The 26,910-nt window shown below is 58.4% G+C and carries 29 protein-coding genes; 19 read left to right on the top strand and 10 right to left on the bottom strand.

Translation table 11 applies throughout. The features are described 5' to 3' along the window. On the top strand, nt 1-267 hold a 267-nt coding region (locus EKA13_RS28130; protein WP_218060850.1), incomplete at its 5' end, for a hypothetical protein. 9 nt (nt 268-276) lie between these two features. On the opposite strand, the gene EKA13_RS18560 is transcribed toward EKA13_RS28130, so the two are convergent. Then, a complete protein-coding gene (locus tag EKA13_RS18560) occupies nt 277-1,401 on the bottom strand; it encodes a site-specific integrase (RefSeq protein ID WP_042931316.1) in 1,125 nt (374 codons plus the stop codon). Continuing rightward, nucleotides 1,370-1,618 (bottom strand): helix-turn-helix domain-containing protein, encoded by a 249-nt coding sequence (locus EKA13_RS18555; protein ID WP_071537108.1) that lies wholly within the window; start codon nt 1,616-1,618, stop codon nt 1,370-1,372. Before EKA13_RS18555 ends, EKA13_RS18560 begins: the two co-directional genes overlap by 32 nt. A gap of 254 nt (nt 1,619-1,872) precedes the next feature. Here EKA13_RS18555 and EKA13_RS18550 point away from each other — a divergent pair, with 254 nt between their 5' ends. The 11 genes from EKA13_RS18550 to EKA13_RS18500 all read left to right on the top strand — a co-directional run bounded on the left by EKA13_RS18550 (nt 1,873) and on the right by EKA13_RS18500 (nt 12,016). Next, on the top strand, nt 1,873-2,229 hold the full coding sequence (locus tag EKA13_RS18550; protein WP_021018625.1) for a hypothetical protein: 357 nt from the start codon (nt 1,873-1,875) through the stop codon (nt 2,227-2,229). A 59-nt stretch (nt 2,230-2,288) separates the two neighbouring features. Continuing rightward, complete coding sequence (locus tag EKA13_RS18545) at nt 2,289-3,635, top strand: site-specific DNA-methyltransferase (protein ID WP_245704360.1); 1,347 nt, start codon at nt 2,289-2,291, stop codon at nt 3,633-3,635. 332 nt (nt 3,636-3,967) lie between these two features. After that, nucleotides 3,968-4,738, top strand: coding sequence for a DUF6685 family protein (locus EKA13_RS18540; RefSeq protein ID WP_202034894.1), 771 nt, complete (start codon nt 3,968-3,970; stop codon nt 4,736-4,738). A 299-nt stretch (nt 4,739-5,037) separates the two neighbouring features. Next, entirely contained in the window at nt 5,038-5,640 is a 603-nt protein-coding gene (locus EKA13_RS18535; protein ID WP_021018621.1) for a hypothetical protein, read from the top strand. Nucleotides 5,641-5,722: 82 nt separating this feature from the next. Then, nucleotides 5,723-6,505 (top strand): N-6 DNA methylase, encoded by a 783-nt coding sequence (locus tag EKA13_RS18530; RefSeq protein ID WP_010792955.1) that lies wholly within the window; start codon nt 5,723-5,725, stop codon nt 6,503-6,505. A 118-nt stretch (nt 6,506-6,623) separates the two neighbouring features. Then, the gene (locus EKA13_RS18525; protein ID WP_021018620.1) at nt 6,624-7,355 is read left to right on the top strand and encodes an energy transducer TonB; all 732 of its coding nucleotides are present in this window, start codon (nt 6,624-6,626) and stop codon (nt 7,353-7,355) included. Next, nucleotides 7,352-7,618, top strand: coding sequence for a hypothetical protein (locus EKA13_RS18520; protein ID WP_125862946.1), 267 nt, complete (start codon nt 7,352-7,354; stop codon nt 7,616-7,618). Before EKA13_RS18525 ends, EKA13_RS18520 begins: the two co-directional genes overlap by 4 nt. A gap of 50 nt (nt 7,619-7,668) precedes the next feature. Next, nucleotides 7,669-8,463 (top strand): hypothetical protein, encoded by a 795-nt coding sequence (locus EKA13_RS18515; protein WP_010792953.1) that lies wholly within the window; start codon nt 7,669-7,671, stop codon nt 8,461-8,463. Next, nucleotides 8,441-8,971 (top strand): hypothetical protein, encoded by a 531-nt coding sequence (locus tag EKA13_RS18510; RefSeq protein WP_225317946.1) that lies wholly within the window; start codon nt 8,441-8,443, stop codon nt 8,969-8,971. Before EKA13_RS18515 ends, EKA13_RS18510 begins: the two co-directional genes overlap by 23 nt. A 55-nt stretch (nt 8,972-9,026) precedes the next feature. Beyond that, the gene (locus EKA13_RS18505) at nt 9,027-10,295 is read left to right on the top strand and encodes a phospholipase D family protein (protein ID WP_010792951.1); all 1,269 of its coding nucleotides are present in this window, start codon (nt 9,027-9,029) and stop codon (nt 10,293-10,295) included. A gap of 140 nt (nt 10,296-10,435) precedes the next feature. Further along, nucleotides 10,436-12,016 carry an alkaline phosphatase D family protein gene (locus tag EKA13_RS18500; protein WP_010792950.1) on the top strand — a complete coding sequence of 527 codons (1,581 nt, stop codon included), beginning with the start codon at nt 10,436-10,438 and terminating at the stop codon, nt 12,014-12,016. A gap of 6 nt (nt 12,017-12,022) precedes the next feature. Here the strand turns inward: EKA13_RS18500 and EKA13_RS18495 are convergent, their stop codons facing one another. Together EKA13_RS18495 and EKA13_RS18490 are read right to left on the bottom strand one after the other, a co-directional pair. Further along, a complete protein-coding gene (locus EKA13_RS18495) occupies nt 12,023-12,316 on the bottom strand; it encodes a hypothetical protein (protein ID WP_010792949.1) in 294 nt (97 codons plus the stop codon). A 1-nt stretch (nt 12,317) separates the two neighbouring features. Then, entirely contained in the window at nt 12,318-12,743 is a 426-nt protein-coding gene (locus EKA13_RS18490; protein WP_021018618.1) for a hypothetical protein, read from the bottom strand. Nucleotides 12,744-12,938: 195 nt separating this feature from the next. On the opposite strand from EKA13_RS18490, the gene EKA13_RS18485 reads away from it, so the two are divergent. The 3 genes from EKA13_RS18485 (at nt 12,939) to EKA13_RS27895 (ending at nt 14,707) form a co-directional block, all read left to right on the top strand. After that, a complete protein-coding gene (locus tag EKA13_RS18485) occupies nt 12,939-13,322 on the top strand; it encodes a hypothetical protein (protein WP_043312972.1) in 384 nt (127 codons plus the stop codon). A gap of 98 nt (nt 13,323-13,420) precedes the next feature. Continuing rightward, nucleotides 13,421-14,476 carry a site-specific integrase gene (locus tag EKA13_RS18480; protein WP_010792946.1) on the top strand — a complete coding sequence of 352 codons (1,056 nt, stop codon included), beginning with the start codon at nt 13,421-13,423 and terminating at the stop codon, nt 14,474-14,476. 54 nt (nt 14,477-14,530) lie between these two features. After that, nucleotides 14,531-14,707 (top strand): hypothetical protein, encoded by a 177-nt coding sequence (locus EKA13_RS27895; protein ID WP_021018616.1) that lies wholly within the window; start codon nt 14,531-14,533, stop codon nt 14,705-14,707. Nucleotides 14,708-14,736: 29 nt separating this feature from the next. On the opposite strand, the gene EKA13_RS18475 is transcribed toward EKA13_RS27895, so the two are convergent. The 4 genes from EKA13_RS18475 to EKA13_RS18460 all read right to left on the bottom strand — a co-directional run bounded on the left by EKA13_RS18475 (nt 14,737) and on the right by EKA13_RS18460 (nt 19,132). Beyond that, complete coding sequence (locus EKA13_RS18475; RefSeq protein ID WP_021018615.1) at nt 14,737-15,264, bottom strand: hypothetical protein; 528 nt, start codon at nt 15,262-15,264, stop codon at nt 14,737-14,739. A gap of 32 nt (nt 15,265-15,296) precedes the next feature. After that, nucleotides 15,297-15,593, bottom strand: coding sequence for a hypothetical protein (locus tag EKA13_RS18470; RefSeq protein WP_021018614.1), 297 nt, complete (start codon nt 15,591-15,593; stop codon nt 15,297-15,299). Between the two features lie 26 nt (nt 15,594-15,619). Then, complete coding sequence (locus EKA13_RS18465) at nt 15,620-16,465, bottom strand: alpha/beta hydrolase (protein WP_010792944.1); 846 nt, start codon at nt 16,463-16,465, stop codon at nt 15,620-15,622. A gap of 78 nt (nt 16,466-16,543) precedes the next feature. After that, complete coding sequence (locus tag EKA13_RS18460) at nt 16,544-19,132, bottom strand: autotransporter family protein (protein ID WP_021018613.1); 2,589 nt, start codon at nt 19,130-19,132, stop codon at nt 16,544-16,546. 539 nt (nt 19,133-19,671) lie between these two features. Between EKA13_RS18460 and EKA13_RS18455 the strand changes: the two genes are divergently transcribed. Continuing rightward, nucleotides 19,672-22,608 (top strand): AAA family ATPase, encoded by a 2,937-nt coding sequence (locus EKA13_RS18455; protein ID WP_010792942.1) that lies wholly within the window; start codon nt 19,672-19,674, stop codon nt 22,606-22,608. Between the two features lie 24 nt (nt 22,609-22,632). Here the strand turns inward: EKA13_RS18455 and EKA13_RS18450 are convergent, their stop codons facing one another. Both EKA13_RS18450 and EKA13_RS18445 read right to left on the bottom strand, forming a co-directional pair. Next, entirely contained in the window at nt 22,633-23,034 is a 402-nt protein-coding gene (locus tag EKA13_RS18450; RefSeq protein WP_172405642.1) for a hypothetical protein, read from the bottom strand. Nucleotides 23,035-23,418: 384 nt separating this feature from the next. Next, a complete protein-coding gene (locus EKA13_RS18445) occupies nt 23,419-24,348 on the bottom strand; it encodes a recombinase family protein (protein ID WP_003150544.1) in 930 nt (309 codons plus the stop codon). A gap of 201 nt (nt 24,349-24,549) precedes the next feature. Between EKA13_RS18445 and EKA13_RS18440 the strand changes: the two genes are divergently transcribed. From EKA13_RS18440 to EKA13_RS18430, 3 genes are all read left to right on the top strand, one after another. Continuing rightward, nucleotides 24,550-24,789, top strand: a complete 240-nt coding sequence (locus EKA13_RS18440; protein ID WP_003089107.1) for a ribbon-helix-helix domain-containing protein — start codon at nt 24,550-24,552, stop codon at nt 24,787-24,789. Continuing rightward, entirely contained in the window at nt 24,789-25,199 is a 411-nt protein-coding gene (locus tag EKA13_RS18435) for a putative toxin-antitoxin system toxin component, PIN family (RefSeq protein ID WP_003150546.1), read from the top strand. The genes EKA13_RS18440 and EKA13_RS18435 overlap by 1 nt, the downstream gene beginning before the upstream one ends. A 3-nt stretch (nt 25,200-25,202) precedes the next feature. Continuing rightward, on the top strand, nt 25,203-26,910 hold a 1,708-nt coding region (locus EKA13_RS18430), incomplete at its 3' end, for a DUF4158 domain-containing protein (RefSeq protein ID WP_141685667.1).

The raw sequence follows: 26,910 nt of genomic DNA, 5'->3' as shown, positions 1-26,910 counted from the left end.
TGTGAGAGCCTGGATTCTACCGGTGGCTGGCTCTCTGCCTCTCGTTTCAAGCGTTGCGCTTATTCTATGAATTCAGGACCAATTACCTTCCAAACACCGGATTGGCAACCTTGCCTGTATGAAAAATTCCAGATATTCCTCCTTCAAAACGCTTCACGGATGCAGTTTTGCCGAGGTGAGACTTTCTCCTGTTTTTTCCAGCTGCAGTTGGCCCAACGCCCCGAGCTCCGTGGCTTTGCAGGCAGGGATGCCCGCGACTTTCGCTGAAAAAAAGTATTATGCTGCTGCAAGCGGGTCGATCATGACGATGTCCGCCTCATGAACGATGTCCAGGTACTGATCCGGCTGGGGTATGGTTTCGGCGTCCCGTATCGAGGTCATCAGGCGCCTCAACAGTTGGTCCTGTGCCAAGGTAATCGCAGACTCCTTCGTAGCAGCTGAAGCCGTCAGCCCTTCGAAGTCCAGCAGCCGAATCGTCACGTCCTTGCTTGTCCGAGCTACAGAGGCGGGATACGGAACAAGGTGGTTGATGACCACCTGGCGGCCCCGGCTCTTACCTCCTTCCAATTTCTTGACGAGGCGCTGCGCCTTGAGATGGGTGTACCTTTTGAGCATTGAAAGCGATTTATGACCGCTGATCGCGGCGACCTCCATCATGTCCAAGGTTCCAAGCTCAAAGAGCCTGCTAATCGCCTCGTGACGCAGGTCATGGAAGTGGAGGTCTTCAATTCCAAGCCGGAGCAGCATGACTCGCCATGTGGTCTTGAGTCCGGCGTTCGTGTAGGAGAACACCCGGCCATTGCCGGCAACACCTAGTTGGATTAAGGCGTCTCGTGCCTTGATGGAGAGAGGGACATCTCGGCGAGTTCCGTTCTTCGTATCGGGGAGATGTGCAATGCGCGTTTTGAGGTTGATGTGTTCCCACGAGAGGTTGAGGATTTCACCTTGCCGCATCGCTGTTTCCAGGGCAACGATGATGATCGCGTAGAGCTCAGAGTTCCCATAATTGTGGGCGTAACGGAGGATCAGGCGTTCCTCTCTTGAGGTCAGCCGACGCTCACGGCCAGGCGGCATTTTGGGCTTTCTAACCTTGAGGACTGGATTGTCATCGCAGATGCCCCACTCGATACGTCCAAGCTCGAACAGATTCGACAGCAAGGACATCTCGAGGCGAACGGTAGCCGGCGAGATCTGTTGACCAGTTTTGCCATTGAGCTGCTGAAGCCTTTCATCTCTGTAAGTCGCGATGTCAACAGATGTGATCTCGCGCACGATTTTCTCACCCAGGAGCGAGTTGGCTATCTGCTGAATGCGATAGCATTCTTGCTTGTAGCCCTTCTTGAGAATCGAGACTTTCTCACGGTAGTGATTAAGGGCTTCGCGAAGAGTCTTGGTTGTCATGCATCTCGTCCAACTGACTTTGGATGTGACTGGCGAGCTCTAGAACGCTCAAGCCGAACACGTCGCTAAGGGAAACGATAGTGTCAAGCGTGGGCGAACGCTCCCCGCGCTCGAGGACCGAGATGTAGGTGCGATCTAGACCAGCTTCAAACCCAAGCTGCTCTTGAGTGAGGTTGGCAGTTTTTCGCAGGTTTCGAAGTGCGCGGCCAAAGGCCACGTTGTGATTACGAAAATGGATAAGGCTGTCCCAGCTTGACACGCGAAAAGCTGGAATTTTGGGGATTCAGACTATAGTCGTCTTCCGCTTATAAGCGGAATTCGTCCCTCTCTTGCCCTGCTCGCTTCTCGTATTGATGTCTTCACAAGATCGGCTTTGCATGCACCGACTTGAATTTCATCCCCCCCCTTTCAACTGATTCAGGCCTACCCACCAAGTAATCTGCAGCCCTGTTCTTTTGTCTTGGAGCTGCAATGAACAACGATTTTCTCAAGCGCGTTTCCCAGTGGATCGTAGGGGAAGATACGGGTCTTTCCGCTATAGCGATTTGGTCGAGCATGATGGGCGTCCTGCCCGAGGATGGCTTCTGCACACCGTCCGATCCTTCTGACCTGGGTCGATGCCTGCGCCTGCTGGAACTGGTACCCGAGTGGAAGGCGCGAATCTCGGAGATGGCCATCCACGGACGCGAATGGGCTGCTCTCGTTTCGCATTGGGAGGAACTCCATCAGCTGATGGACGATGAGGTGGGGATCGACTGGAGTAAGGGGAACAGTGCCCTGCGCACCTACGAACGAATGAAGGCCATTCAAGGACATCATCGAACCTGAATCACATTCGCACGGGTTCTGGCACAGCCGGAGCGCCCTGATCATCTCCGGGTGATCAATTGGCCAGTTGGCCAGCTCCATCGAACCGCCGCGATAAATCTGCGGCCGCGAGTGAGAATGAAACGATGCGCACCACCCGACTCAAACACAAAGTCAGCGCCCCGGGTCAGGGCGAACTGTTCGCCGTCGACCAGATTGCGGGCATCTACAAGGCCAACCCCGACAAGCCCCTGACGAACACCGCGCTCTACGAGATCGTCACCAACCACCTTGGCGTTTCTACGGAAGCCTTGAACGAGCTTGCGCCTGTTGGGGAGAGTGGGCAGAAACACAGCCTGGTTCGCCGCGCTATCCGGTGGACTCAGCAATCACTGAAACAGATGGGTATCATCGAGCGCGTCAACGGAGAGCGCGGCGTGTGGCGCTTGACCGAAGATGCCAAACGCGACCTCAATCCAGCGAAGTCTGGTGTGAAGGTGCTCGGCTTTCGTACTGACCTGGGCCTGGCGATCTGGGGGCCAAGCGCGGATATCTTCAAAAGGCTCACTGTACCGGTCGTGCTTGCGCTCCAATCTCCGCCGTACCCGTTGAGGAAGGAAAGGGCTTACGGCAACCCTGATGAGCGGGAAATCGTCGACTTCATCTGCGCCACGCTCGAGCCTGTGGTCGAGGCGCTGGCAGAAGAAGGCAGTCTCGTCTTGAACGTATCGCAGGATTGCTTCCTCCCGGGACTACCGGCGCGCTCGACCTATGTGGAGCGCCTGGTACTGGAAGTCTGTGATCGATTTGGACTCTACCTGATGGACCGGCTCATCTGGGAAAACCCCGCAAAGGCTCCTGGTCCGGTTCAGTGGGCCTCGAAATCCCGTCAGCAACTCAATGTGGGGTATGAGCCTGTACTCTGGTTCGCAAAGAACCCGCTGAAATGCAAATCGAACAACAACCGCGTCCTCCAGCCGCATTCCGAACGGCATCTGCGGTTGATCCAGAATGGTGGCGAGAAACGCCACACGAACTACGGTGATGGCGCATATCGCCTACGTCCGGGCAGCTTCAGCAACGAGACTGCCGGATCGATCCCGAAGAACGTGATCACCCGTGGACACCGTTGCGCCTACGGCACTCAACACCGCAAAGCCGCAGAGGCCCTTGGCTTGCCGACCCACGGTGCTCCGATGCCCTTTTCGATTCCCGAGTTCCTGATTCAGTTTCTGACTGAGGAAGGCGATCTTGTAGTGGATGCCTGGGCCGGTCGCAACATGACATCCCTGGCAGCCGAGTTGCTCGGCCGCACCTGGATGTCGGGCGAACTGATGCTGCAGCACATCCGCACTGGCGCTGAATTGTTCCGTGGACGGCCAGGGTTCTGGCTCAATCCACAGATTGCTGCTGCTTTCGGCCGCTGAATCCCACGAAGGTTCTTCGACTAGCCCCTTGCCCGTTATCCTCAAACACTGATGGCGCGCCGTGGGGTCGGCCCTCCAACTGGGGCGAATTGACAGCTATGCAGCCTCCTAAGCCCCGACAATGGTTGGGATTCAACACAACGGAGAATGGCGTTATGCGTGACACATGGGCAAAGGTCCTTCGCTTCAGTTTGGACTGCCTCGGGCATCCGGCCTCCCTTGGGCATATGCTGCAGCAAAACCGCGATCTGAGGTTCGATTTACCAGGACAGCCCTGTTCGATTGCCTCATCAGAGGTCGTTCGGTGGCACGAGTGGGGCAAGGGGAGCTACTTGACCGGAAACTGGCGAGCACCGGGGGAGCTGCTTGGATGGAAGGCTGTTGGAACCGAATTCTGCAGCTACCACTACACCATCGATGCGCTGGCCAACGTTGGCTACACAGAGATCGTCGAGTCCTGGGAGTGTGAGATCCAGGATGTCCAGGGGCTTTGTGCCTCCAAGTCGGAGCTTCGAGATTTCGAGAGCCTCGATGCTATGGCTGTGGCCAGGACGCAGTATCTCGTAGGGGAGATCACTCACGCGAACCTTGAAAAGAGCCTGGGGTGGTACGAGATCCGCATCCTTCATCGCGACTCCACCGACGACTTCTTTGCATGCCACCAGTGGGACGGCCGAGTTTTCTTGATGAACTCTGGGGGTTCCCATCATTTCGTGGCTGGCCGCTACCTGGCTGCCCGGTTGGAAGTTCCCGTTCCTCTGAAAGGCCTTCTGCGCGTCCACCGCCTTTCTCAGGCCGCGGTGTCTCGGCTGGTTGGCGAGTATGAGGTGTTTGCCCTGAATGATGATTCAGAGGCTTTCCAACGATTCTTCGATGCAATGAGGGAATACCGGGCCGGTTTCCTTTGGACACCGTTGCCTCGCCACCTCGACGGCCGGGCGGTATTTCTCCCTCGAGGGGATGCAAGGGCAATGAGGATAGTGCCCTTGATGCGCGCGGCGGGCCACTTCGATCTGGGTGCGCACCTCCAGGAACTATCTGCCAGGCCAGTACGTCTCCCGCGCATTGCCTCAGCTCGCCGGCAGATGGAGCCTGTTGAGTAACCTATGGATAGCCAGACCCCGACTTGGAGAGAGTTCAGGCCGAGCAGCTGGACGCGCCGGGATATGGCGGGTGCGGCCCAGCCGCATGATGAAAACGATCAGCCAGAAGCCGACTATTGGCTGGCGTGGCCGCCGTACATTACCGGTGACAAGTCGGATATTGGTCATCCCTCGAAGGTGATGCGCCGTCGATTCCGCTCCCGCGAAGCTGCGATGGCGTATGCCGACCGCACCTGGCCCATTGATCCTAACTCTACCTGGCCGACTTCGCCTTACCGGCCTCAAGCTCGAGAAGACTCATGAATACCTTCGCCGTAGATGCAGAGTCCCTAATTGCGGTTGCCATCCCAGAGCAGGTTGTCACCTCCTCATTGAGCCCCATCATCGAGATCCACACCGCTGGCCTCAACGACCTTCCCTACCCCCTGTCCACCGCCACGCTTTGGGTGGCATGCTGTGAGTCATGGCCTCATGCCGATCCAGACTGGGAGGGGCTGTATTTCATCAACCTGGCGATTCAGGCTGATCACATGTTCTCCCAGGTTGGGTCCGACAATCAGTTCCTGACGCTGGATGTGAGGCCGGGGACCGTTTTTCTGACCAATCCTCTGGCCCTTCACTGGCTGCAGCCGAGCGATAAGCAATTGAACCGGATCGCGGAAGGACTGCAGGAGCGACGTAATGGCTACATCGGCCTGCAGTGGGAAGTCGCCTATCACGAGATAGATGCGAAGGTTCTTTGGTTGAAGGAAGAGTTAGAGAAGCTCGGAAACGTCGAGCAGCTGGGCTGCGACATTGCCCCCTTGCTTATCCAACCGGAAGCGGACTATGTCCAGGCCCCACCTGGTCACGATTTCGTAATTGGACCGGAGGTTCGGGCTTTGCCCCGCCGTAAGAGCTGACCAACCATACCAAGCGGCACCGGTTCTGGCACAACCTATCCCACCGAATACTGCGCCCATCTAGAAACTGATGGAGCGCAGTATGTCACCCGCAAAGCAGCACACCGACAACCTGGCCAAGCTCATTCATTCGGTGGGCTACCACCCACCCCGCGAGGTCTTTCAAGACTTCTGCGAGATGGCAGCCGTGGCGGTCTCAAACGCAGTAGACGTGCTCCACCGGGAGGCCCGGGAAGCCCAGTACATGCGGCTGATCCAAAGGTACAAGCCGAAGGATCAATACCTATTCCGTGCAATGCTCGATGAGTTACAGCAGGCCCTGGAAAAAGACCCCAGCGATATCTTGGGAAGGCTGTTCATGGAGGTAGGCGGCTCGAATTCTCGGAGTGGACAGTTTTTCACCCCAGAATCGATCAGCCAGGTCCTTACGGACCTGACGCTTGCTGATACAGGACATGTTCAAAGTCTTATCGAGGAGCGAGGGTTCATCACCCTTTCGGAACCCTCTTGTGGGGCTGGTGCGATGGTCATCGCGTTTGCACTTCGCCTGCGAGAATTGGGCATCAACTACCAGCAGCACCTGCACGCCACCCTGGTCGATATCGACTGCAGGGCCGTCCACATGGCGTATCTGCAACTAAGTCTTTTGCATATTCCTGCCGTGGTGGTGCACGGAGACACGTTGACCCTCAAGCAGCACAGCAGTTGGTACACCCTAGCCCACGCTATGGGCCTCTTTGGTATCAAACTGCGCCGGGGGTTTAGTTTGGACAGTGCAAGGGGGCGGGAGTTGATTGGCAATCAATCTGGTCAGGAGGACGCGGACTCTTTGCATGATCGGAGGATGGCCATGGCGATCGGCTGATCAGGTCTCTTGTTCAGCGTCATCCAACGGACGGGGATTTGCGCGCGACCCTTTGACTTTGGAGCATCGGAAGCGCCCGTTATCCTCCCTTCTTCGATGTAAACCCAGGGGGATCGGTGTGAACGAGAAACAGAATGCGCTGATGGCCGTTGCAGTTGGTGCCGTGGTGCTCGCGTTTTCCGCGGGCGGCTTTTTCATCGCTCTGGGCGCGAAGAAGACGGCCGACCAGTACGCCAGAGAAGTCGATCAGCTGAAGCAAGAGATTGCTGATCTACAGGGGCGTGCCGGCGACGCCGATGCCAAGATCGAGGGTGTGGTTAGGCTGGTGAAGGAAGTGGTCGAGCTTGCTCGCAGCCCTGCGGCAGCTGGCAAAGATGGTAACGGGAAGCCTCCGTCGTCTGTGCACGCCAGCCCGCTGGGAGCAACAACTGGCGAGGCCAAGTCTGCCCCAGGATCTACTACTACCCCAAGCGTCGGTACCGGAGTCAGCGGCCCCAAGACCAAGGCTCTGGCCGAGCTGCTGGACACTGAACAGAAAGTCGATGGGCCGGTCACTCCTGACAAAGTCGATAGCCTGCTGGTGGAGCGAATCAGTAGCAACTGGCACCGTCCGGCTAGTGCAAAGGATGGCATGCAGGTCACCATCGAAATCGAGATGGATCGGAAGGGCGTGATCAAGCAAGTCCGTGTTCATCAGTCGAGCGGCAATAAGGCATTTGACACCTCCGCGGTCAAAGCAATCCAGGACGTCAAGGCAATCCCGGAAATAGCCTCCCTTCCCACCGACGTGTATCAGAGCCTCTACAAGAACAGAAAAGTGCTCTTCACCCCCGAAAGTCTCGGGAAGTGATCGCAGTACCGCTTAAGCCCAGCAATCGCTGGGCTGAGGCCGTAGAAGCGGGCTATTTTTCGCGGCTAATTGCAGGAGGAATCATTTTGGATTTCTGGTTTTTGTTGTTTTTTGCGCCCTTTTTGTTGCTCGGGCTGGGGTGGGTGTCCTCCAGTTTGGACAGGATCGCTAATGAGATGCGTCGATCAAATGACTTGAAAGAAGCTGAGCAGCGACGACTTCACGCTGCCGAGGCTGACTCAGCTGCCAACAAGGCGGATTAATCAGGGTAAAGAGCACTTACCCACCGCTGCGCCAAAAGGAGTTTCGACCAGTGCACCGCCTTACCCAACATACTGACGACCCCGCCGAACAGGTGCCTCTGGATCTGAGCGAGGACCAGCGGGCCGCCATCAAGGCCACAGTCAAGAAGGCGCAGCAGAGTCTCGCCATTTTGCCGTTCCTTCTTGAACAGAGCACCGTGCCTGGCCTGACCCGTGCCCAGGCGCGCATGGCGATGGAAACGACCGAATTTGAGCTGGCCACCCTAGGCCGCTTGCTCGGCGTCGATACGGAGTCGAAAGCGACTATCGAGCAGCGTTTCGGCGAACTGCGTCAGGCCAATATGCGCATTCGCGACTTGGAGGCGCTGCTGGGCCGGCAGATGCCGGCGGAGGCCATACAGCCGGCACTCGGCAACTTGGCCCGCCAGTTGCGCGATTGGTGGCGGCTGGAGGGCTTCGGCCATACCAGCGAAATTCAGTTCGGGGAATATAGCTTGCAGGTGAGATTTTCCCTGCAGTCCCTTTCTGCTCGACCGCTCACTGCCGGCGCTGAGCATCTGTCCCACGCCGAGCGCAAGGCGCTCTGGCTGGCCGACCTGGAGCGCCGTGGCTTTGTCCTGCACGACGACGACGGCAAAGGCGTGACCGACTGCCCGGCATCCCGCGATGCGCTTCGGGCGCTGTTTGCCCAGAGCTTCCCGGGGACGCACAAGATCGCCCAGTTCGTCAGCCGTGAAGGCGACCACGCTTCCAAGCTGGTCAGCGTCGAGGTGTACGTCTATGACCTGGCGCAAATCCTAACCTTGCCCGTGCCGCCGCCGAATGCCCAAGACGTTGACGCCTGAACCCATTGATCAGGTCAAAAAAAGAGAGGGGAATATGCCGAGTCCGGAGCATGACAAGCTGACAGCCATGGGGGCCAGGTGGTTCAAGAAGAACGGCTTCCCTGTGGTTACTACCGAAATTTGGGCAGCAGGGAGCCGTGAGCGGCCCGATGTTCTGGGATTCCGCTCCATGTGTTCCGGAGTGATTGAGGTGAAGGTCAGCCTCAGTGACTTCCGGGCCGATCGCTTGAAGCCGGAGCGGGTTTCCGGAGGCTTGGGCAATTACCGTTTCTACCTCTGCCCGGAGGGGTTGATACGGCCGGAAGATCTTCCTGCCCGTTGGGGCTTGCTGTACGCAAAAGGAAGATCTGTTGTGCCGGTGGTTAGCCCCCCTGGTAACCTTTGGCCAGGCGTCCCTCGTAACGCGCTCGAGGAGGACCTGGCGGCTGAGTGGCTCCCCTTCCTCCACCGCCCCGACCTCGATGCGGAACGGGCCGCCCTCTTCTCAATCGCGCGCCGACTCAGTTGAAGTCCCCGCTCCTTGCTGCCAGCCTGTCCTGAAGATCACGGAACAGGTTGTCAGCATGGCGGACAGCAGCATCTTCACCAACAGCCCCGGCCAGGACCAAGTCCTCAGGCCTTTCCAGCGGCTTATCTCTACAGCGTCGCATATCCGGCTTGCAGCGCCCTACTTCACTCGCCCGGGCGAGATATTGGAGGCTGCGGAACGTGGCGCGAAGATAGATCTCCTGGTGGGGCTCAATCCAGCGACGAATCCCGCCGCCCTGCGCCAAGCACTCGAAGCCGACAACTGCTCCATCCGGTACTTCACGGATGGCTTCCATGCCAAGATCTTCCTCTTCGATGGCGTGGCCATGTTGGGCTCAGCAAACCTCACGGATGGCGGCCTGGTCAGCAACCGAGAAGCAGTCGTTCTGCTCGACCAGCCTGGCGATGAAGAGCGGATCAGAGACCTCGAGGCGCTGTTCGCTGTGCTTTGGGACAGTGCCGAGGTATTAACCAGGCAGGTCTATCTGAAATTCAAGGATGCCTGGGAGAAGGCCAGTCGGATGGACAGTCGGGATACCCCATTCCAAAGCCTCGCTGATGTAGAGCCTCCAACTGTCCTTGCCGGCAGCGGACATAAGACCGCTCAGCAGCATTACCTCAGTGATCTGAGGAAGACTATCTATGAGCAATACCTGCCGGCGTTTGAGGAGGTCGCCGCAATCCTTCGTGAGCAAGGCACTCGCCGACCTGAATTCAACGGCCTTGCATGGGGACCGGAGGTGAACCGCTACTTGAACTGGGTGCGACTCGAGCACGCCCCAGGAGATGCTGCGTGGCAGGATGCCCCCATCCGCAGGCCTCAAGATCGAAGGACCCAAATCCAAACCTTGGTAATGGAATGGCTTTCCACCGCTACTCCTCGGATTCCAGAGGACTACTTCGAACTGCTGGAAACACTGCACGCGGTGATGGAGAGCCCGGAGTCGATTCGTGCCAGCAGCAAGGAGCAGATCGCTGCAGCACTGATGTGTGTCCACGCATTCTCCGAGCAGCTCCGTTTCACATTGGGTGGCGCCGAGGCTCTGCCGGCCAAGTTTTGGGAAGGGAACCGGGAGGACCTCGGTCGTGTTCAGGACACCCTGATTTACCTGATTCATGGCCACGAGGAGTTTGCCGCACGCATTGGCTCCGTACTTTACGATCCGAAGTACAAACTCGCTTCCTTCGGCCGATTCTGTGCATTGGAGCTGGTCGGAACGCTGAAGCCAGAACAGGTGCCCCCAATCAACGGACGCATGGCCAAGGCTCTGCGGTTTCTCGGGTTTGACGTCCGCGCCACATAGAGACTTCGGGCGATCGAGCATTTTCTCAGGCACCGGCTAGTATCACATTGCAACCATCGAGAAAGCTGCGGCCGGCGCTGTGGGGTGACTGAAAGTCAGCGAGGACGGGGCTCATACCTTTACGTCAAGGAGGACAGCGCATGAGCCTGTTACTCGGTCCCATCCTTCATTTCCGCGGTATCCACAACGATCTGTACCAAGTCTCTGCTCTTGTTGTCCTGGATAAAGGTGACCCCAAACCGAAGCCTGAGCCCACAAACTGCGTGGTCGACAAGGTCACCCGTATCGCTTCGATCCCATTCGGAAGTCCAACCCAGGATGTCTGGAGGGTAGACCTATCAACGTCTCAGAAAGCTGCTAAGTCGCAGCAGTGCTCCTGCAGTGTGTCAGGAGGCAAGGCGAGCTTCTTCGTTCCTGCCCTTGGGGAGTCTCCGAGGGTTGCCTATGGCTCGTGCAACGGGTTCTCTGCTGACAAGTACCGCAAGAAGGTGAAGGATAGGCAGAACGAACGCTGGTTCGACATGGCTGCTCGTCACAAGATCAAGGGTAAAGAATTCCATGTCCTGGTCATGGGGGGAGACCAGGTCTACACCGATGACTTGATGGTGATACCCGGAGAGATGAAGGACTGGGCAGATCTGTGGCATAGCAAGCAGGTAGCTGCGAAATGGTCACGAAAGCTGGAAAAGCAGGTCGACGAATACTTCACCCAACTCTATGTCCAGCGCTGGAATCAGGCCGGCCCGCGCGAGATGCTGCAGTCGATCCCCTACGTGGCCATGTGGGACGACCACGACATCACCGATGGGTGGGGCTCATATCCTCAGGACCTGCATGAGTGCGACGTCTACCAGAACCTCTTCCGGCTGGCGACGCGGTACTACAGGCTCTTTCAGCAGCAGCTGGCTGAGGATGAAGTCCACCCCTCTGCGGTACCTAACCAGAGTCCGCAGGCCAAAGGCTTCAGCCTTGCCTACTCCGGTCTCGGCGAGGTCGCTTTTCTGGTTCCGGATTTGCGCAGCGAACGTCACCCTGACCTAAAACGTCCTGACGGCCTTAGCCCGACACAGATTGTCTCGGAGTACACCTGGGAAGCTATCTTCGCCTGGCTGGATCAGCTCGATACCTCCAAGCACAAGCATTTGATCGTGTACTCCAGCCTACCGGTCGCCTACCTTGACCTGAATGCCGCGGAGGTGGCTCTCAATGCTTTGCCCGGGCAGTGGGAGCTCGAGGACGATCTCCGCGATCATTGGCGTAGCAAACCCCACCGTGACGAAAGGCAGCGACTGATCAAGCGCTTGCTGAACTTCTCGGCAAAAGGCACTCGGGTGACTATCGTCAGCGGTGATGTCCACGTCGCTGCCGCCGCTGTAATCGAATCGATGCTGCCACAGCATGGAAATGGTGCTGGAGCCATCTTCCAGCTGGTATCTACGGGGATTGTGCACACACCGCCGCCGGCAGTTGCCGTCTACTTCATGGAGAAGTTCGGGGCAGGTGAAGAGGTCATTGAGTACGGTGTTCACGCCCGCATGCTGCCGATCGGCTTCAAGGGCCACTACCTGGTACCAGAACGAAACTGGCTCAGCCTGGAGCCTGATGGGAAGGGGCGGATCTGGGCCAACTGGCACGTGGAGGGGCATGATCACCTACTGACCCAGGTGATCGATCCGGTCGTCCTTCCGACGATGCTTCAGCCTGTCGTTATGAATCAGTAGGCTTGCCTACTTGGCAATCTTGGCCGGCCAGCGAGCGCTGGCCAGAGAGGATTGAGGGAAGCGGGTGACCCTTCCCTCAACGCTGGTCAGGAGATAGTCACCGGACATTGGTTCAATCCGGAGAGTGCCGTGCAACTCGCACTCGGCGCTGGCGCAGTTTTTCAATCTGACCGTGGCGTGTTCGGCTTCGAAGAATGTTGCCGCAAGCCGATCCATGTTCCAGATGGCGATCAAGCCCAGGATCAACAGCGGAATCACCACCTCGGTCTTGAAGCTTTTCAGCTTGTCGCCACGCTGCACTTCAGGACTTCTCCGGAGTCACAAAGTCACCATTCGGCCGGCGAAGCGCCACACGACCCCCATCGCGCAGGACGCTCCACTTCTCCTCCTTCAGGCTCCCGCCTGCAGCTACGTCGGGAAACTTCACGTGCACCTCGGTCGCTGTCGGCGAAACCTCAACACATTTGTTGCTGCCCTCATAGGGATTGGGCCCGAACAATTTGGCCATAACGCCGTCCTGCGGTGGGCAAGTGTCTTCCCCGGTGATCGGTGTGGCCTTGCCGCCGATCATGACCTTGTAACCCGGAACGAACACCAGGCTGATCGGCTTCTGCAGGTCGGGGTATTGGGCAATAAACGCCTGGCTGACATTGGCAGCCATTTCGGTTAGGGCATCACAGCCGGCTACCGATGTAAGTACGAGTGACAAAACGATGGCACGTTTCATAGGCGAACTCAGTATTGGTGGTACTGGTGATGATAACGGCCGAGGTGAAGATTTCTCGGGATAGTGACGGCCTGGGTGATTTGCTACAGGAGTACGAGGACTGATGTTGGGATTCTTCCAGGTTTGGCTTCTGGCACAGTGAGGGGGCCGGAGAATGGTCGTCACCTTTCAACAGCACCTCAGAAGGAGCTCCAAATGACCGACTTCACCTCCGGCTTCAACACCACCAACCTCAAGGTTCTTCGTGGCTTGATCAACAGCGCACTGGCCAACCTCCATCCCGAAATCAGCATTGAGGCTGGAAAAATCACCTACGACCCGCAGGGGACCTGCACGATCAAGGTCGAGGCCACGGTAAAGGGCGCAAAGTCCAAAGCCCAAACTGAACTCGAACAAGCAGCCAACCTCTACGGATACGACGTGTCCCAAGCTAAACCGCATACCAGCCTGGGCCCCTGCAAGCTGGTGGGTTTCAACTCCCGGGCCAGAAAGTCGCCATGGATCGTTGAGTGCCCGAAGGGGCGCTACAAGCTTGAAGACGATGTAGTTGAGCGGATGTGGGGCCAGAGCAAGCAATAATCACATTCGACACGCGAGGGCGCTGCCGGGACCACTGGCAGCGTTCAAATCGCACAGGTCTGCGTTAGGATGCTTAGACCCTTTCAGCGACCTTGACTATGAGTAAGCGACCCGACAACGACAATGCCGGCAACAAGGTGATGGCCATGGACTTCGAGTTGAAGTCAGCCCTCATCGATAGCGCCGCAGGTAGCCCGAACACCGACAAGGCCTACCGGCAGGCTCGTGAGCATTTCAAAAGCAATGGGGGGCTGCTTCCTGCCACCGAGGAGATGGTGGATCGCTACGTCCGCACTTTTGCTGGAGAGCTCTCTGTCAACACCCTGCAGTTGCGAGTTGCAGCCATTGCGAAGTGGCACCAAGAGTTCGGTTTCCCTGACCCAACCAAGAGTAAGGTGAAGCGGACCATGAAGGGCATCCGGGCGTTGTTCAACAAAGCGCCCAAGAAGGCCCTCCCCATCGCGATCGAGAATCTGCGCAAGATGATCGACTACCTAGACACCGCTGAGCGCGCCGCAATTTCTGCCGGCGATCTCGCCAAGCAGCTGGCCGCTTCACGCAATCGCGCGCTGGTGCTAATCGGCTTCTGGCGTGCCTTCCGAAGCGACGAATTGAGCCGGATCGAAGCACACAACATCACGGTGATTCCAGACCGGGATATGCGGATTTTCCTTAGAAAAACCAAGCATGACCGTGATGCACTTGGCCAGGAATTCATCGTGCCGGCCCTCATCGAGCTTTGCCCCGTCAGGGCATACACGCATTGGCTCGAAGACTCTGGTATTCACTATGGGCCCGTCTTCCGACCTATCACTCGCTGGGGGCGGATGGCGGATGAGGGGCTCTCGAGTTCCGCTATCGGTCCCATCCTGCGGCGAGTAGCCGAAGCCGCCGGCGTAGAGCAGCGCTACACCAGCCACTCCTTCCGACATGGCTTTGCCAACTGGGCGATCGACGAGGGCTGGGACCTCATCAGCATGATGAGATATGTGGGTTGGAAGAGTGTTCAGAATGCCCAAGGGTACGTTCAGCCCAAGTTCAATTTTGGCAAGCTCGCCATCGGTCAGCCGGCCTCGCTCAGTGCGCCGCGGTGGGAGCCTGGCCATGGTGAGGTCTTCCCAGGCATCGCGGAGCGTCTGGAAGACGACGAGTAACGTCGTGATAACCTGCTACACCTCGCTTCAACCAAGATTTTTCAGGCACATCAGATGAACGCAGCCCACCAAGCCACTACTGCCGGGGAAGACCAGCTGGATCTGTTCCGCTCGCCGCAATCCCCATCTGATCTGGAGAAAAAGGCGCCGTGGCCCGTGCCGGCGGATGGCTTATGTGGTGACCGTTGGTTGGAAACTGGTAATCCCTGGCTTGAAGATCAGGTTGCGTAAAAAAACCGCCCTTGTGGCGGTTTTCTCTTTCACGGTTGCAGTGACAACCTGTCATCCGGAGCTTCCACCGTCTTCTCAGGTGGAACTGGCACAACCCTCACCGAGCATGTAAGCGTGGAGCTTGCTGAGTCGAAATCACAGTCATCGATTTGCGACTTTCCTTGCGGCCTGGTCTTCGGCAAGACGAAAAATCCAGACGTCTGAGGTTCTGCGTCGAACCTCACGTGCTGGACCGGGTTGAAGACGCCAGGCAGGGATTGAACATACCACCAGGCGGCTAGGGCAACGCCTGACAATGTCGCCAGGTCCTGCAAGAACTTGAACCGCACGAGAAGGCTTAGCGCTACCAGTAATAGGCCGGCCGCAGTCACCAGGTAGCTCACGGATACAGCCGGGCCGTATAGGGCCAGCAAGGTGAAGCCTGCGACCATAGCGAATGCTGTTGCGGATGCGACCCTCTTCAACCAGTACGATTTCCAACGGCGCTCGAGTACGTCGAGCCAACCGGTGAACCGTCCCCACTGGACGGCGATTTGATCCTTCAATTTCTTCAACATCAGTAGGAATGTCCTTTCTGAGAACGATGGAGTTATGGGAATCGAATGAGATCCGGCGGAAGGGTGACGTTGAAGTGTTGTGTCAACCCACCACAGAATCGCTCCCATTCTTCGGGCCCGGCCGGTTCGTGAGTGCAGTCCAGGCATTGGCCCTCCCCCGCCATCTGCTCTGCGATCGTCCGATGAAGGTCAATGCCGGCATGCTTGGAAAAGCGACCAACGCTGTTGCCGTCCGAACAGTTGACCCAGACGGTACCGCCGTCATGGCTGACGAGAACCTCGTAGATCAGTTCGCTGCCTTCTGGCTGGATGATGATCTGCTGTTGCATGACCGCGTCCTTCAAAGAAATTAGGGCTATTCAGCCTGGGATGATTGGGGGCTGCCGCTCATGTCGCAGTTGAAAGGCAGATCCCTTACCGCACGCCATGCGTCGGCGTAGCCGCGGTCGTGAGACGCACTTGGCACCACGACGGTGGACAGGCATTTTGCCTGGACCTGCAGGCTATACGCTCGTACGACTTCAGCAGGCACCACCTCGTCGTTTTGGCCGATCAAGTGCCTCTGGGGGATGCCGGCGAGGCGAGCCGAGTATTCCAGTGGCGAGAGCGATCCGAGCAGAGGGGTGATGTTCTTGAGCTTCGTCCAGGTCACAGGATCGACATTCCCTGCGATGGTTTGAACTTGTCCAACGTCATCACGCTCGCCGGCTAGGATCAAAGCTATGGCAGCGCCGCCGGAATATCCCACCAGTTCGAAGGACTCAGTCCGGTACCGGGATTTCAGGTTGTTCAAGGCGGAGTTCATGGCATCAACAGACGCCCGCCCAAAGCGTTCGGACGTCCAGAGCGCTGGTTTGCATGCACCAGTGATGACGAACTGGCAAGGCCGGGCCAAGTACGCTGCTGGCGCGGGATCTTCAGCCGCGAATTGAGCCATCAGAGACGTGTGAGGTGTAGGATCTGTGCTCGGTTGTGTTCGGGTGGCCCAGGCATGGCCATCGCCCTCGATGTACACCCGAAGTGTGCGGTATCTGGTACCGGCGGGCACTAAGGCCTGGATATTGTAGGGGGATGAAAGCAATACCTCAGGGTGCAGACTGGACCCGCTCGAGATTTCCTTGAGGTTGACGTTGTTGGCGCAGCCTGAGAGGGCTAGGAGCGCGCCGGCGGCGAGGATAATGCGGTTAAGGGCGATGTACATCGGCTTTCCTCGGTCACATGGACAATGGCCCGCACGAGGCGGGCCATTGTGATTTGCGGAACGACTTCCTGGTATGTCCTAGAAGTCGTAGCGAGCTTTCAGCGAGAAGGTGTCGGCGTTGAAGTCGGCTTTGCGCAGGTAGTTGTACGAGGCACCGAAGGTCATGGCACCGACGCTGTACTCCGCGCCTACGCCAGCCTCGTAGCTGTTGCGAGTCGGCTTGGCGGCGTTGCTGACGAAGGCGTTGCCACCCAGTACGAATGCGCTGGTGGTGTCAGCCTGGTCGGCGGCGAAGTCGTGGTAGGTCATCAGGGTGACTTCCGGCTTCAGAGTGCCGTTGCCGACGTTGAAGTCCTTGGCGAAGCGCACACCGGCGCCCAGCTCGGCAACTTCGATGCGCTGGCCATCTACCGACAGTGCCGCGGAGGAGCCCTTCTCGGTGTAGCCGTCGATCTTCAGGTTGCTGTAGCGCAGGGCTGCACGAGGTTCGACGATGTAGCCGTCACCCACGTTGAAGCCGTAGCCGCCCAGGACGTTCAGGCCGAACAGGTCGGAATCGTAGTCGCCCTTCGCGGTGGTGCCAGCGATGTGACGCTTGGATTCGTTGTCGTTCTTGCCGAAGGTCAGGCTGGCGTCGACGAAGACCGGACCTTGCTTCCAGCTGCCGTAGGCGATCAGAGCCTGGCTCTTCACATCGGTGCTGTTGCCGTCGTCGGAGTCGACATCGCTGGTGGCGTAGCTGTAGGCCAGACCGAGGGTGGTCTGCTCGTTCAGCTTGCCGTCGGCGCCGATGATGATGCCATCAGTATCGGCGCTGAAGCCTTCGATCTGATTGCGACGGTTTTGGTCGGCATCGCTATGCAGGGCCTTGATCCATACACCGGTTTCTTGCAGAACGTCGCCGGAGGACATGCCAGACGAGGAGCCCAGACGGGAGTTGATGGCGTTGGAAACCAGCGATTGGGTACCCATCGCAGCTTGGGTAGCGCCGCCGTTCACCTGGGGTGCCAGTTGCTCGGCCAGCTTGGCGAGTTCAGCTTCAGAAGCGTTGGCGAAGGCCTGGAAGACCTGGTCGTCGCTGCTCATGTTGCCCATGACCGAGTCCACGAAAGGAGTGATGGCGTTCAGCGCGTTACGGCTGGAGCCCTGGCCTTTCAGGATGTCCTGAGCGGCGTCACCGGTTTTGCCGGTAACCACGGCGGTGACCAGCTGCTCGCCGATTTCGTAGGACTTGACCTGCAGCAGAGCGGAGCTGCTCTTTACTTCGAGCCCAGAGTTCTGAATGTCGTCCGCTGATACCAGGGTATACGCAGTGCCCTGGCGGGTACCGGTGAAGTCGCCCGGGTTGGCGGTGACATTTAGCTTGCTGCCGGCAGCGAAACTGGCGGTGCCGTCGACGCTGACCACCGGAGTGTTCACGTTGGTGCTGTCGCTCAGGCGGACCTGCAGAGCTGCTCCGGAGGCGATGCTCAGGTTGCCGGTCAGGTCGGTGTGAAGGTTCGACAGGTTCAGTTGGCCGCCCTTGATCTGAACGTCATCGGCTTCGATTTCGCCACCGATGAAGTTGGCGTTGCCATTGACCTGCATGGAGTCCAGGCCTTCGATGTCGCCGGCGATGGTACCGCCGTTGAAGCGAAGGATGGTCTGCATGTTGCCATCGATGGATTTCTCGCCACCCTGAATCAGGCCGCCGTTCTGGGTGATGATGAAGTGGTCCGTACCGCTGCCATTGCCCGGGCGATTGCCGATCTGGATGGCGATGCCGTCGGCAACGATGTTGCCGCTGTTCACGATGCCGTTGTTGCCCAGGTCGGAGTTGGGGCCGGTGGAGTCCATCACCAGGATGCCGCGAGAGTCGGCACCGCGAGCGATGATGAGGCCGGTGTTGACGATGGCGTTGTAGTGGGTGTCGTCGACGGAAATGCCGATCGCATTGTCGCCCGCAGCGGAAATGCCGCCGTTGTTCAGGATGTCGTGGCCAAACTGCACGTCGTCCAGTTCGATGCCAATGGAGTTGTCGCCGGACACCGAGATGTTGCCCTTGTTTTCAACATCGGCGCCGATCTTGGTCTGGTTGTTCAGGTCAGCGCCGTTGGAGAAGGCGGTAATACCCTTCGCGCCTTCACCAGTGGCGACGATGTTGCCGCTGTTGATGACATCGCCTTCCAGCTTCGTGTTGCCGATCTCGATACCACGGGCTTTGTCGGTTTCTACGCCGTCCGGATCATCCAGGACGTCGATATTGCCGTTGTTGATCAGGCTGTTGGCACGGACGCCGTCCATCACGATACCGACCGCGCCGGCCCCGGTCAGGTCGATGTTGCCGTTGTTGATGATGTCGCCGGTGACTTCGGTTCGAGTGGCGTTCTGGTCGTCGCTGATGTCCAGGTCCAACCCGTCGACAGCCGAGCCGCGGGCGGTGATGTTGGCGTTGTTGACCAGATTGCCGTTGATCTTCACGCCTTCGAAGCCAACCCCATCCTCGCCTTCGATGCGCTGAGCATTGCCAGTCAGGGTGACGTTTCCGTGTTCGCTGAGCGACAGGGCGACTTCGGTATCACCGCTGACATCCTGGGTCAGGTCGGTTACGCCCGAGACAGCGTATACGTGAGTGCTTGCTGCGATCGATGCCGCCAGCAGAGTCTTGCGCAGGGTGCTCTTGTTCACAGGTACTTCATTCCTTGTCTGATGGTTTTCAGCCTCCTTGCACCTGACGAAGTCTCTACTTCGGGCATCGTAGCAGTGGAGGTGAATGGCCAGCATAACGAGGCAAGCTGTGGATTCAAGCCAAGACGCGCTTTTTTTGGCGCCATTTTGCCAGCATTTTCATTTCTCATATTCGGGAATGAATCTGGCGTTATGGTCAAGAAAAATCAGTGGTTTATCAAACCTCCAGGGCTTCAAAGGCCGATTTTCGGCGGAAAATTGGCGCCCGATATTTGGATGTGAAGCTTTTCACAGATGGCATGGCCTAGTAATATCACTGCCCGATGTCTCAGAGCAGACACATAAAGCTCCGCGCGTATGCGATTACGCAACCGTGGGGTCCGTTGAAATGAGGGGGGAGCAGTGCTCTCTACTAAAGCCGGTACCAGCCTGTGGCTCGGTTCCTTCGCCTCCATTCGCCGAGAGCGAAGGGACGGTTTCTGCTTTAGTAGAGCGCACCTTTTTGGGTGTTCCCCCCTGATCCATTGGAGGGGGGTACCATGCTGTCGAGTGCGACGATTTCTGTCGATGATCTTCAGGCCAGGGCGCTGGCCGCGGATGAGGCTGCAAAGCAGGAGTTTCGGAACAAGGTTCTCTCGTATGCGAACGACTTCAGATTCGCGCTGAAAGAAGCCAGCCGCCTGTTAGGAGTTAGTGCCGGGTTCCTTCGCAATTATGCCGCCCGGAACAACATCGAGTTCTCAGATCCTGAGCTCCGAACCAAAGAGGAGAGCAAGTCGATCTTCAAGCAGTACGAGGAGATCCGCTTGTCTAAGGAACCCAAGCGCGTTGAGCCGCGAAAGCCGTTGCTCAAGCCAGACGAACTCCAGTTACCGCCGCAACTCGACCTGCTTTCCAAGAAAGCGCACTGGGAGCGCCAGAACAAGTTCCTGGAGCGCGTCCAAGAGCTGGCCCAGACCATGACCATGAAAGAGGTCAGCAAACTGGTTGGTGTCAGCCTTCGTTTCCTCAAGAACTTCTCCTACGAACACGACATTGAGTTCGTGGGTTCCAAAGCCCGGCCGGTTAATGAGGCGCTGTCCCCTGTCTTCATCGCTGAAGAGCCGCCTTGCCCCAAACTGATCCAGTTCCTGTCCCGCCCCATGCCTCGGGCAACCGACATCTACGAGGACGAGATCACCGAGAGCGAAGAAGTCCTGAACACCGAGCAGGTCGACAGCCTCGCGATTGTAGAGGCCGTCACCGCCCCCGAATCGAGCGAGTGCACAGCACCCACTGAAGCTCAGGTGGAGGTCGTTCAGGACCAGAGTGTGGGTGGGAATTCAGAGTTCGATCGTTATAGTCCGAAAGCTCCTGCACTCCGGAGTGATACCGACTTGAACATCCTTACCCTCCCCCACAATCGGGCTGATGAGACAATATCGACATCAGCTTCCGTTGACCAACTAACCGCCGCCGGAGCCTCTCCAGGCATCAACGGTGAGCGTTTACTGGGCAACCTTCCACTGCCAGCGACATTTGTGAATCAGAGGAGCCAGGGCGCAGCCTGGACGGCCTGGTATGGTTCAGCAAAAGCGGTGGCCAGCGTATTTGAACAGATATGCAAAGCGAAGATCTCCGCCCTCGGCGATACGCGGATGCTGATGCGTGTACCGCCCCACGCCGCGCTGACCTCGTTGTTCATTTCTCCGCAGTGCTTCACCGCGATCGTGGACGCATTTCCGGCCGATGAAGCAGCCAATCTTTTCCCCGCTAGCCGCTTGGAGGCCAACCTCAAGCATTTGCTCGGTGCTGAAGTGGGAGAGATACGATCACTCAGTAATGGAGGTAGCGCAGCGGAGGTTGCCCGGGCCGTAGAGTCGATCTGGCCTTGGACATCGCGTCTCCATGACCATGGCGGCTTTTCTCGGCACAACTGCGTAACCCTGCTAACGATTGGTGCTCTGCTGAAGGCATTCCACCGGCCCAATCTCGCGTCGACGGATGGGTTCCGCATCGACATGGCCATCACGACACTTCTGTCGCTGCTTCCTGACCCGCTGGATCGTCTGATCGCCACGTCGTCGACACGGGTTCGGCAGATTGGATATGCGGGCCTAGCGGGAGTCGAGGTGGCTGATGAAGCTGGTGCTGGAGAGTTTTGGCAGGCGGTAGGGACTGAAACCTTTATTGCCTGTGTCAATGAGGTCAAACGGCGGGCTCCCAAAATTGAGTCGGGCCTCACTCGCGTTTCGTCTTCGGAGCTGAAGGTTTTCGAACTGGAACGAACGCTTTTGGCGGCGCGCCCCGACTCCCAGGTGCTACACGAAATCTACTCCGACTTTGTCAGTAATACCGGCTCGCCCAACTGGAACAGCTTGCTCGACTCTCTGGAGTCCTACTCGGCCACGACCGAGATTCCGTTGGACGCCAAAGTCTTCACCCGTGATCTGTTCAACAAGCCTATTCAGAAACTGCCGACTCCAACCCTGGAGGCAGTACAAATCTTGCGAAAAGCCATCTGTACCAGTCTTCTGCAGGAGGAGCCTCTGGCGTTCCAACAGCGTGCAGAGAGGCAGATGGACGCAGTCCAGAAGGTTCAGTCGCAAATCAAGGATCTGGGTGACAACCTGACCGCGGCGAACATGCTCAAGCTGGCTGATCTTGCAGAGCAAGGCCGGACTCAAATACTGGCGAGTCGTGAGTGGTTCGAATCGGAAATAAAGACCTACGCGGCCGAGGTTCAGCACTGGCGAGAGTTCTTCGCAGATTGGCAACGCCTGGCGGCTCCTGCGGAGCAACTCAAGGAGAAGGCCAAGTCTAAAGGCAAAGAGCAGCCCGTTCAGGTAGTGGAGCCTGTTCCCGAATCTGACGTGGTGAAGGAGTTGCGAAGTGAGCTCGCTGATGCAGAGGACCGTAACCAGCATCTCGAGCAGGAGCTGAAGGTAGCGAAGAGTGAGGCTCATCGCCTTCGCCAGGCTGCGGATGCCCGGCCACTTCCCACTCAACAGTTCGCGCCTGAAGTCGAGCCATCTCTACTGCGCCGTATTGCAACTCGCAAGGGCATCACTCCGGTCGACGTCCTTGCGTACCTGCAGGTGACTTCCGGTGATCGCGTTGAGATTCTGGAGTCAGCGTGGAAGTCGGCGAAGGCGTCGGAGAAGTTTGCCTACTCCGAGCGCATGCTGGATCTGCTGGACACGCTGGTGAACCCCTACTTCGACTCCCTGGCTGCGGGCAACCCGGACTCTGTGTCACGCGAACTCCTTGGCGGCGCCTATGTCGCCAAGGAGTCGGATGCGACCAGCAATTGCGGCAAGATGCGCGCTCAGCGTGAATTCAGCTACCAAGGCCAGCGGATGTACTTCGAGCGTCATCTGCGGGTTGGATCTGGCATTGGCAACCAGGTGTGCATGCGCATTTACTTTCAGATCATCGATTCTAAGATCGTCATTGCGTACGCCGGAGAGCACCTGGAGATTGCCAGTACGAATTGAGCGGTGACGTCGCCCGGCGGGCCATCAATCGATGGCCGGCCGGAGCGAGAGTTTTTTCGGCGTTGGTCCCCCCGCTTTCCCCCCCTGACTACCCCGAGCCTTGAGTTTCTTCAGCGCCTGGTTTTGCCGTTTCCGTTGCAGGAAGGTTCCCATTCCGCGATATTCCAGGAACAGCTCAAGTTCTTCATCCTTGTTGGGCCGTATCAATGCGATGTAACCCTTGGAAATGTAGCGAGCAGGCTTGTCCTCCCGCTTTCCTCCAAGCAGAAGGCCCTTGCGATCATGATCAAGCACAAAGCCGATGAAGTGGGTTCCTGAAATCAGAATGATGGAAATCTCTACCTTGTGCTTCAGGCAGTAATCGAGGTAGCGATTTTGCTCGACTTGGGAGCGATCAATCATTGGCGTTGGTGTCTGTTGGGGCATACACATCCTTGTGCCCTCATTGTTGGGTTTTCATCAGGCAGCATAGAGCCGCGCCACATTACCGGGGACGGCTCCTGAGCATTTTTCATACCGGATACTATCGGATTGCCATCGGATTTTCCCCTCTGTCATGCGCTAGAAGGGAAAAACATCAGAGCATTCCTATTTGGTTTCGCGCCTCGAGTAGAAGGTTTGGCGCGGCTTTGACTGGCGTCGTAGTAAAGAATTCTACGGATCACCGTAAGCTAGGCTGATAATTGTCAATTCATGGGTAATTGCAGGAATACCGTTGACGATCGGTGTTTCATCGTGCTCGAGGAAGCTCCCGCCAACTGGTCGTGTATGGGGTTTGGGGAGCAATGGAACCAAAAACCAACGTAAGCCCTACCAACGCTTTTCGGTGTCTTCTTCCCAGGCGCCCATCTCGACAAAACAGTTGCGCATGTCGGCCTCCTGGCTGATCTCGGTCAGCAGGTCATGCACGCTCTTGTCCAGCTCATCGTCGCTCCGATACGGAATGGTCAACTCATAGTGGCCGGCATCCAGCCGCTTCATGCCATAGGGCTCCAGGCAGTAGCGCTCAATGTTCTCCGTGGCCCGCTTCCGGCCGCGCACGAACTTGCTGTTATTCACCACCGCGAGGCGCAGGGTGACGGTGGCCACCCGCTCGGCGGCGGGCGGCTCTGCCGGCGACGCGGCCGAAGGCTGCTGGTCGCGTGACCTGGCGCTCTTCTGGTACGCGCCGATCTCGACACCACGGTGGCGCAGGTAGCTGTACAGCGTGCTCTTGGAGATGTGCAGCTTCTCGCCGATCGCGCTGACGCTCAGGCGACCTTCGCGGTAGAGGGTTTCGGCCGCCATGGCGGTGGCCTCAGCCTTGGCTGGCAGGCCCTTGGGACGGCCACCGATCCGGCCACGCGCCCGTGCGGCCGACAGACCCGCCTGAGTCCGCTCGCGGATCAGCTCGCGCTCGAACTCCGCCAGCGAGGCGAACAGGTTGAACACCAGGCGGCCTTGGGCGTGGGTGGTGTCGATGGGGTCATTCAGGCTCTGTAAGCCGACCTTGCGCTCTGCCAGCTCGCCGACCAACTCGACCAGGTGCTTGAGGGAACGCCCAAGGCGATCCAGCTTCCAGATCACCACGGCATCACCCGGCCGCACGTTGGCCAGCAGTTTGTCCAACTCCGGCCGGGCGCTTTTCGCGCCGCTGGCGATGTCTTGGTAGATGCGTTCGCACCCGGCCTGTTTCAGGGCATCGACTTGTAGGTCGGCTTTCTGATCCCGAGTGCTCACTCGCGCATAACCGATCTTCATCAAAAGTACTGTTTACTCGACTACGTTAGTAATAGTTGAACTTTGATTAAGCGTACCAGTTATTTGAACCGTAGCGCGGGGAGCTTAACGAACCGAGCCATTCCTCGATAGAGTTCGGCAAAACCTTCGTTTTGTCGAACCATTGCATCGCCCTTTGTGATTGGCGTATAAACACACAAACACCTATTAGCGGAGAACGCTATGAATACCATTCGCTGGAATGTCGCCGTCTCGGCCGACACCGACCAGTCGCTTCGGATGTTTCTGGCCAGCCAGGGCGGCGGCCGTAAGGGCGACCTGTCGCGCTTCATCGAAGAAGCGGTACGGGCACACATCCTGGAGCTGAGCGCTGAGCAGGCCAAGGCCGCTAACGCCCATCTGAGTGAGGCAGAATTGACCAACGCGGTTGACGAAGCGCTCGACTGGGCACGTAAGCGCTGATGCGGGTCGTGTTGGATACCAACATCCTGTTCAGCGCCCTGATCTCGCCACATGGCGCGCCCGATGCGATCTACCGTGCCTGGCGGGCGGCGCGTTTCGAGGTGGTGACCTCGCGGATGCAACTCGATGAAATTCGTCGAGCCAGCCGCTATCCCAAGCTTCAGGCCATCCTACAGCCCGCCAAGGTGGGCGCCATGATCAATAACCTGCAACGGGCTGTGGTACTGGAGCGCCTGACCATCGAGGTCGAAGCCGATGATCCGGATGACTCGTTTTTGCTGGCCATGGCCTTGGCGGGCGATGCGGACTACCTGGTAACCGGTGATCGCCGCGCCGGCCTGCTGCAACGCGGGCACATCGAACGCACGCGGATCGTCACGCCCGCCGTGTTCTGCGTCGAGGTGCTGTGATCAATGCCGGTCGGTTTTCTGACTCAAGAGCAACGCGACGGTTTTGGCCGCTATGTTGATTCGCCCAGCCGTGAAGAGCTGGAACGTTACTTCCACCTGAGCGATGAAGACCGTGAAGCCATCCAGGTGCTGCGGGGTAACCATAACCGTCTGGGTTATGCCGTTCTGCTGACCACCGTCCGCTTCGTTGGCGTTCTGCCGGACAAGCCCGCCGCCGTGCCGGTGGAAGTCCTGCAGGTGCTTTGCCGACAACTGGCGATTCCAGACCCCGACTGCCTCCAGCGCTATAGCGATCATCGCCGCTGGATACATGCCACCGATATTCAGAACCGCTTTGGCTATCGTCATTTCACCGATCCGGGCATCGGCTTTCGCTTGAGCCGCTGGCTGTATGCCCTCTGCTGGACGGGCACCGACCGGCCGGGAGTGCTGTTTGAGCGAGCCACCTCGTGGCTGTTCACACAGAAAGTCCTCCTGCCTGGTGTGTCTCAACTAGAGCGCTTTATCGCCCAGTTGCGCAGTCGGGTCGAAGAACGCCTCTGGTTTACGCTGGGCCGCAGCGTGACTGAGGAACAGCGATTGCAACTGCAAGACTTGCTGACGGTGGCCGAAGGCAACCGCAGCTCCCGGCTGGATCAATTGCGCTCCGGCCCGGTCATGGTCAGTGGCCCCGCGTTGATTCGGGCACTGCGCCGGCTCGATGACGTGCGCGGCATCGGCATCACCTTGCCGGCGGCGGCGCACATCCCTCCCAGCCGTATCGCCGCCCTGGCCCGCTTCGCCAACACGGCCAAGGTCACCGCGATTAATCGGCTGCCGGCGTCGCGGCGGATGGCGACACTGGTGGCCTTCGCACTCTGCCTGGAGGCGACTGCGCACGACGACGCACTGGAAGTCCTGGAGGCCTTGCTGCGCGACCTGTTCAGCAACGCGGAGAAGGCCGACAAGAAAGCCCGCATGCGCAGCCTGAAAGACCTGGATCGGTCGGCCGCGACGCTCGCCGCCGCGTGCAAGGTCGTGCTGGACAGCTCGATCAGCGATGACAACGTGCGCGCCCGGCTGTTCAACGACCTGCCGAGGACCACCCTGGAAAAGGCCCTGGAAGAGGTCAACGCGCTGATCCGCCCGGTAGATGACGTCTATTTTCTTGCATTGGAAGCGCGCTACCGCAGCGTGCGCCGCTTCCTGCCCGACCTGCTCAAGCACATCCGCTTCGGCTTCAGCCCGGCCGGCAAGGGCGTGGCGGCTAGTCTGGAGTGGCTGCAACTGAACCTGCCGCGCCGGAAGCCAGAGGATGACGCGCCGCAGGAGATCGTGGCCAAGGCTTGGCAGAAGCACATCACCCGCGAAGATGGCTCCCTCGACATGGGTGCCTATGTGTTCTGCACGCTCGATGCGCTGCGCACGGCCCTGCGCCGCCGCGATGTCTTCGTCTCGCCCAGTTGGCGCTATGCCGACCCGCGCCTTGGCCTGCTCGACGGTGCCGAATGGCTGGCGGCGCGACCGATCATCTGCCGGTCACTGGGCCTGACCATCGACGCCAAAACCACCCTGGACGCCTTGTCCGTCGAGCTGGATGCAACCTGGCTGGCAGTAGCCGCGCGCCTGCCCGACAACCCGGCGATTCAACTGAGCGAGAACACCGAGGGCAAGACCGAACTGTCGCTCGGGGCGCTGGACAAGCTGGACGAGCCCTGCTCGTTGCTGCAAC

The sequence above is a fragment of the Pseudomonas defluvii genome (assembly GCF_001695625.1).
Classification (GTDB): domain Bacteria; phylum Pseudomonadota; class Gammaproteobacteria; order Pseudomonadales; family Pseudomonadaceae; genus Aquipseudomonas; species Aquipseudomonas defluvii.
The sequence above is the reverse complement of the archived record's forward strand: the minus strand, read 5'-3'. Positions and strand labels throughout refer to the sequence as shown.

Coding starts and splice junctions, on each gene's coding strand:
- EKA13_RS18560 (WP_042931316.1), bottom strand. CDS start 1,401: ATGACAACCAAGACTCTTCGCGAAGCCCTTAATCACTACCGTGAGAAA.
- EKA13_RS18550 (WP_021018625.1), top strand. CDS start 1,873: ATGAACAACGATTTTCTCAAGCGCGTTTCCCAGTGGATCGTAGGGGAA.
- EKA13_RS18535 (WP_021018621.1), top strand. CDS start 5,038: ATGAATACCTTCGCCGTAGATGCAGAGTCCCTAATTGCGGTTGCCATC.
- EKA13_RS18530 (WP_010792955.1), top strand. CDS start 5,723: ATGTCACCCGCAAAGCAGCACACCGACAACCTGGCCAAGCTCATTCAT.
- EKA13_RS18510 (WP_225317946.1), top strand. CDS start 8,441: ATGCCCAAGACGTTGACGCCTGAACCCATTGATCAGGTCAAAAAAAGA.
- EKA13_RS18505 (WP_010792951.1), top strand. CDS start 9,027: ATGGCGGACAGCAGCATCTTCACCAACAGCCCCGGCCAGGACCAAGTC.
- EKA13_RS18500 (WP_010792950.1), top strand. CDS start 10,436: ATGAGCCTGTTACTCGGTCCCATCCTTCATTTCCGCGGTATCCACAAC.
- EKA13_RS18490 (WP_021018618.1), bottom strand. CDS start 12,743: ATGAAACGTGCCATCGTTTTGTCACTCGTACTTACATCGGTAGCCGGC.
- EKA13_RS18485 (WP_043312972.1), top strand. CDS start 12,939: ATGACCGACTTCACCTCCGGCTTCAACACCACCAACCTCAAGGTTCTT.
- EKA13_RS18480 (WP_010792946.1), top strand. CDS start 13,421: ATGAGTAAGCGACCCGACAACGACAATGCCGGCAACAAGGTGATGGCC.
- EKA13_RS27895 (WP_021018616.1), top strand. CDS start 14,531: ATGAACGCAGCCCACCAAGCCACTACTGCCGGGGAAGACCAGCTGGAT.
- EKA13_RS18475 (WP_021018615.1), bottom strand. CDS start 15,264: ATGTTGAAGAAATTGAAGGATCAAATCGCCGTCCAGTGGGGACGGTTC.
- EKA13_RS18470 (WP_021018614.1), bottom strand. CDS start 15,593: ATGCAACAGCAGATCATCATCCAGCCAGAAGGCAGCGAACTGATCTAC.
- EKA13_RS18465 (WP_010792944.1), bottom strand. CDS start 16,465: ATGTACATCGCCCTTAACCGCATTATCCTCGCCGCCGGCGCGCTCCTA.
- EKA13_RS18455 (WP_010792942.1), top strand. CDS start 19,672: ATGCTGTCGAGTGCGACGATTTCTGTCGATGATCTTCAGGCCAGGGCG.
- EKA13_RS18450 (WP_172405642.1), bottom strand. CDS start 23,034: ATGCCCCAACAGACACCAACGCCAATGATTGATCGCTCCCAAGTCGAG.
- EKA13_RS18445 (WP_003150544.1), bottom strand. CDS start 24,348: ATGAAGATCGGTTATGCGCGAGTGAGCACTCGGGATCAGAAAGCCGAC.
- EKA13_RS18440 (WP_003089107.1), top strand. CDS start 24,550: ATGAATACCATTCGCTGGAATGTCGCCGTCTCGGCCGACACCGACCAG.
- EKA13_RS18435 (WP_003150546.1), top strand. CDS start 24,789: ATGCGGGTCGTGTTGGATACCAACATCCTGTTCAGCGCCCTGATCTCG.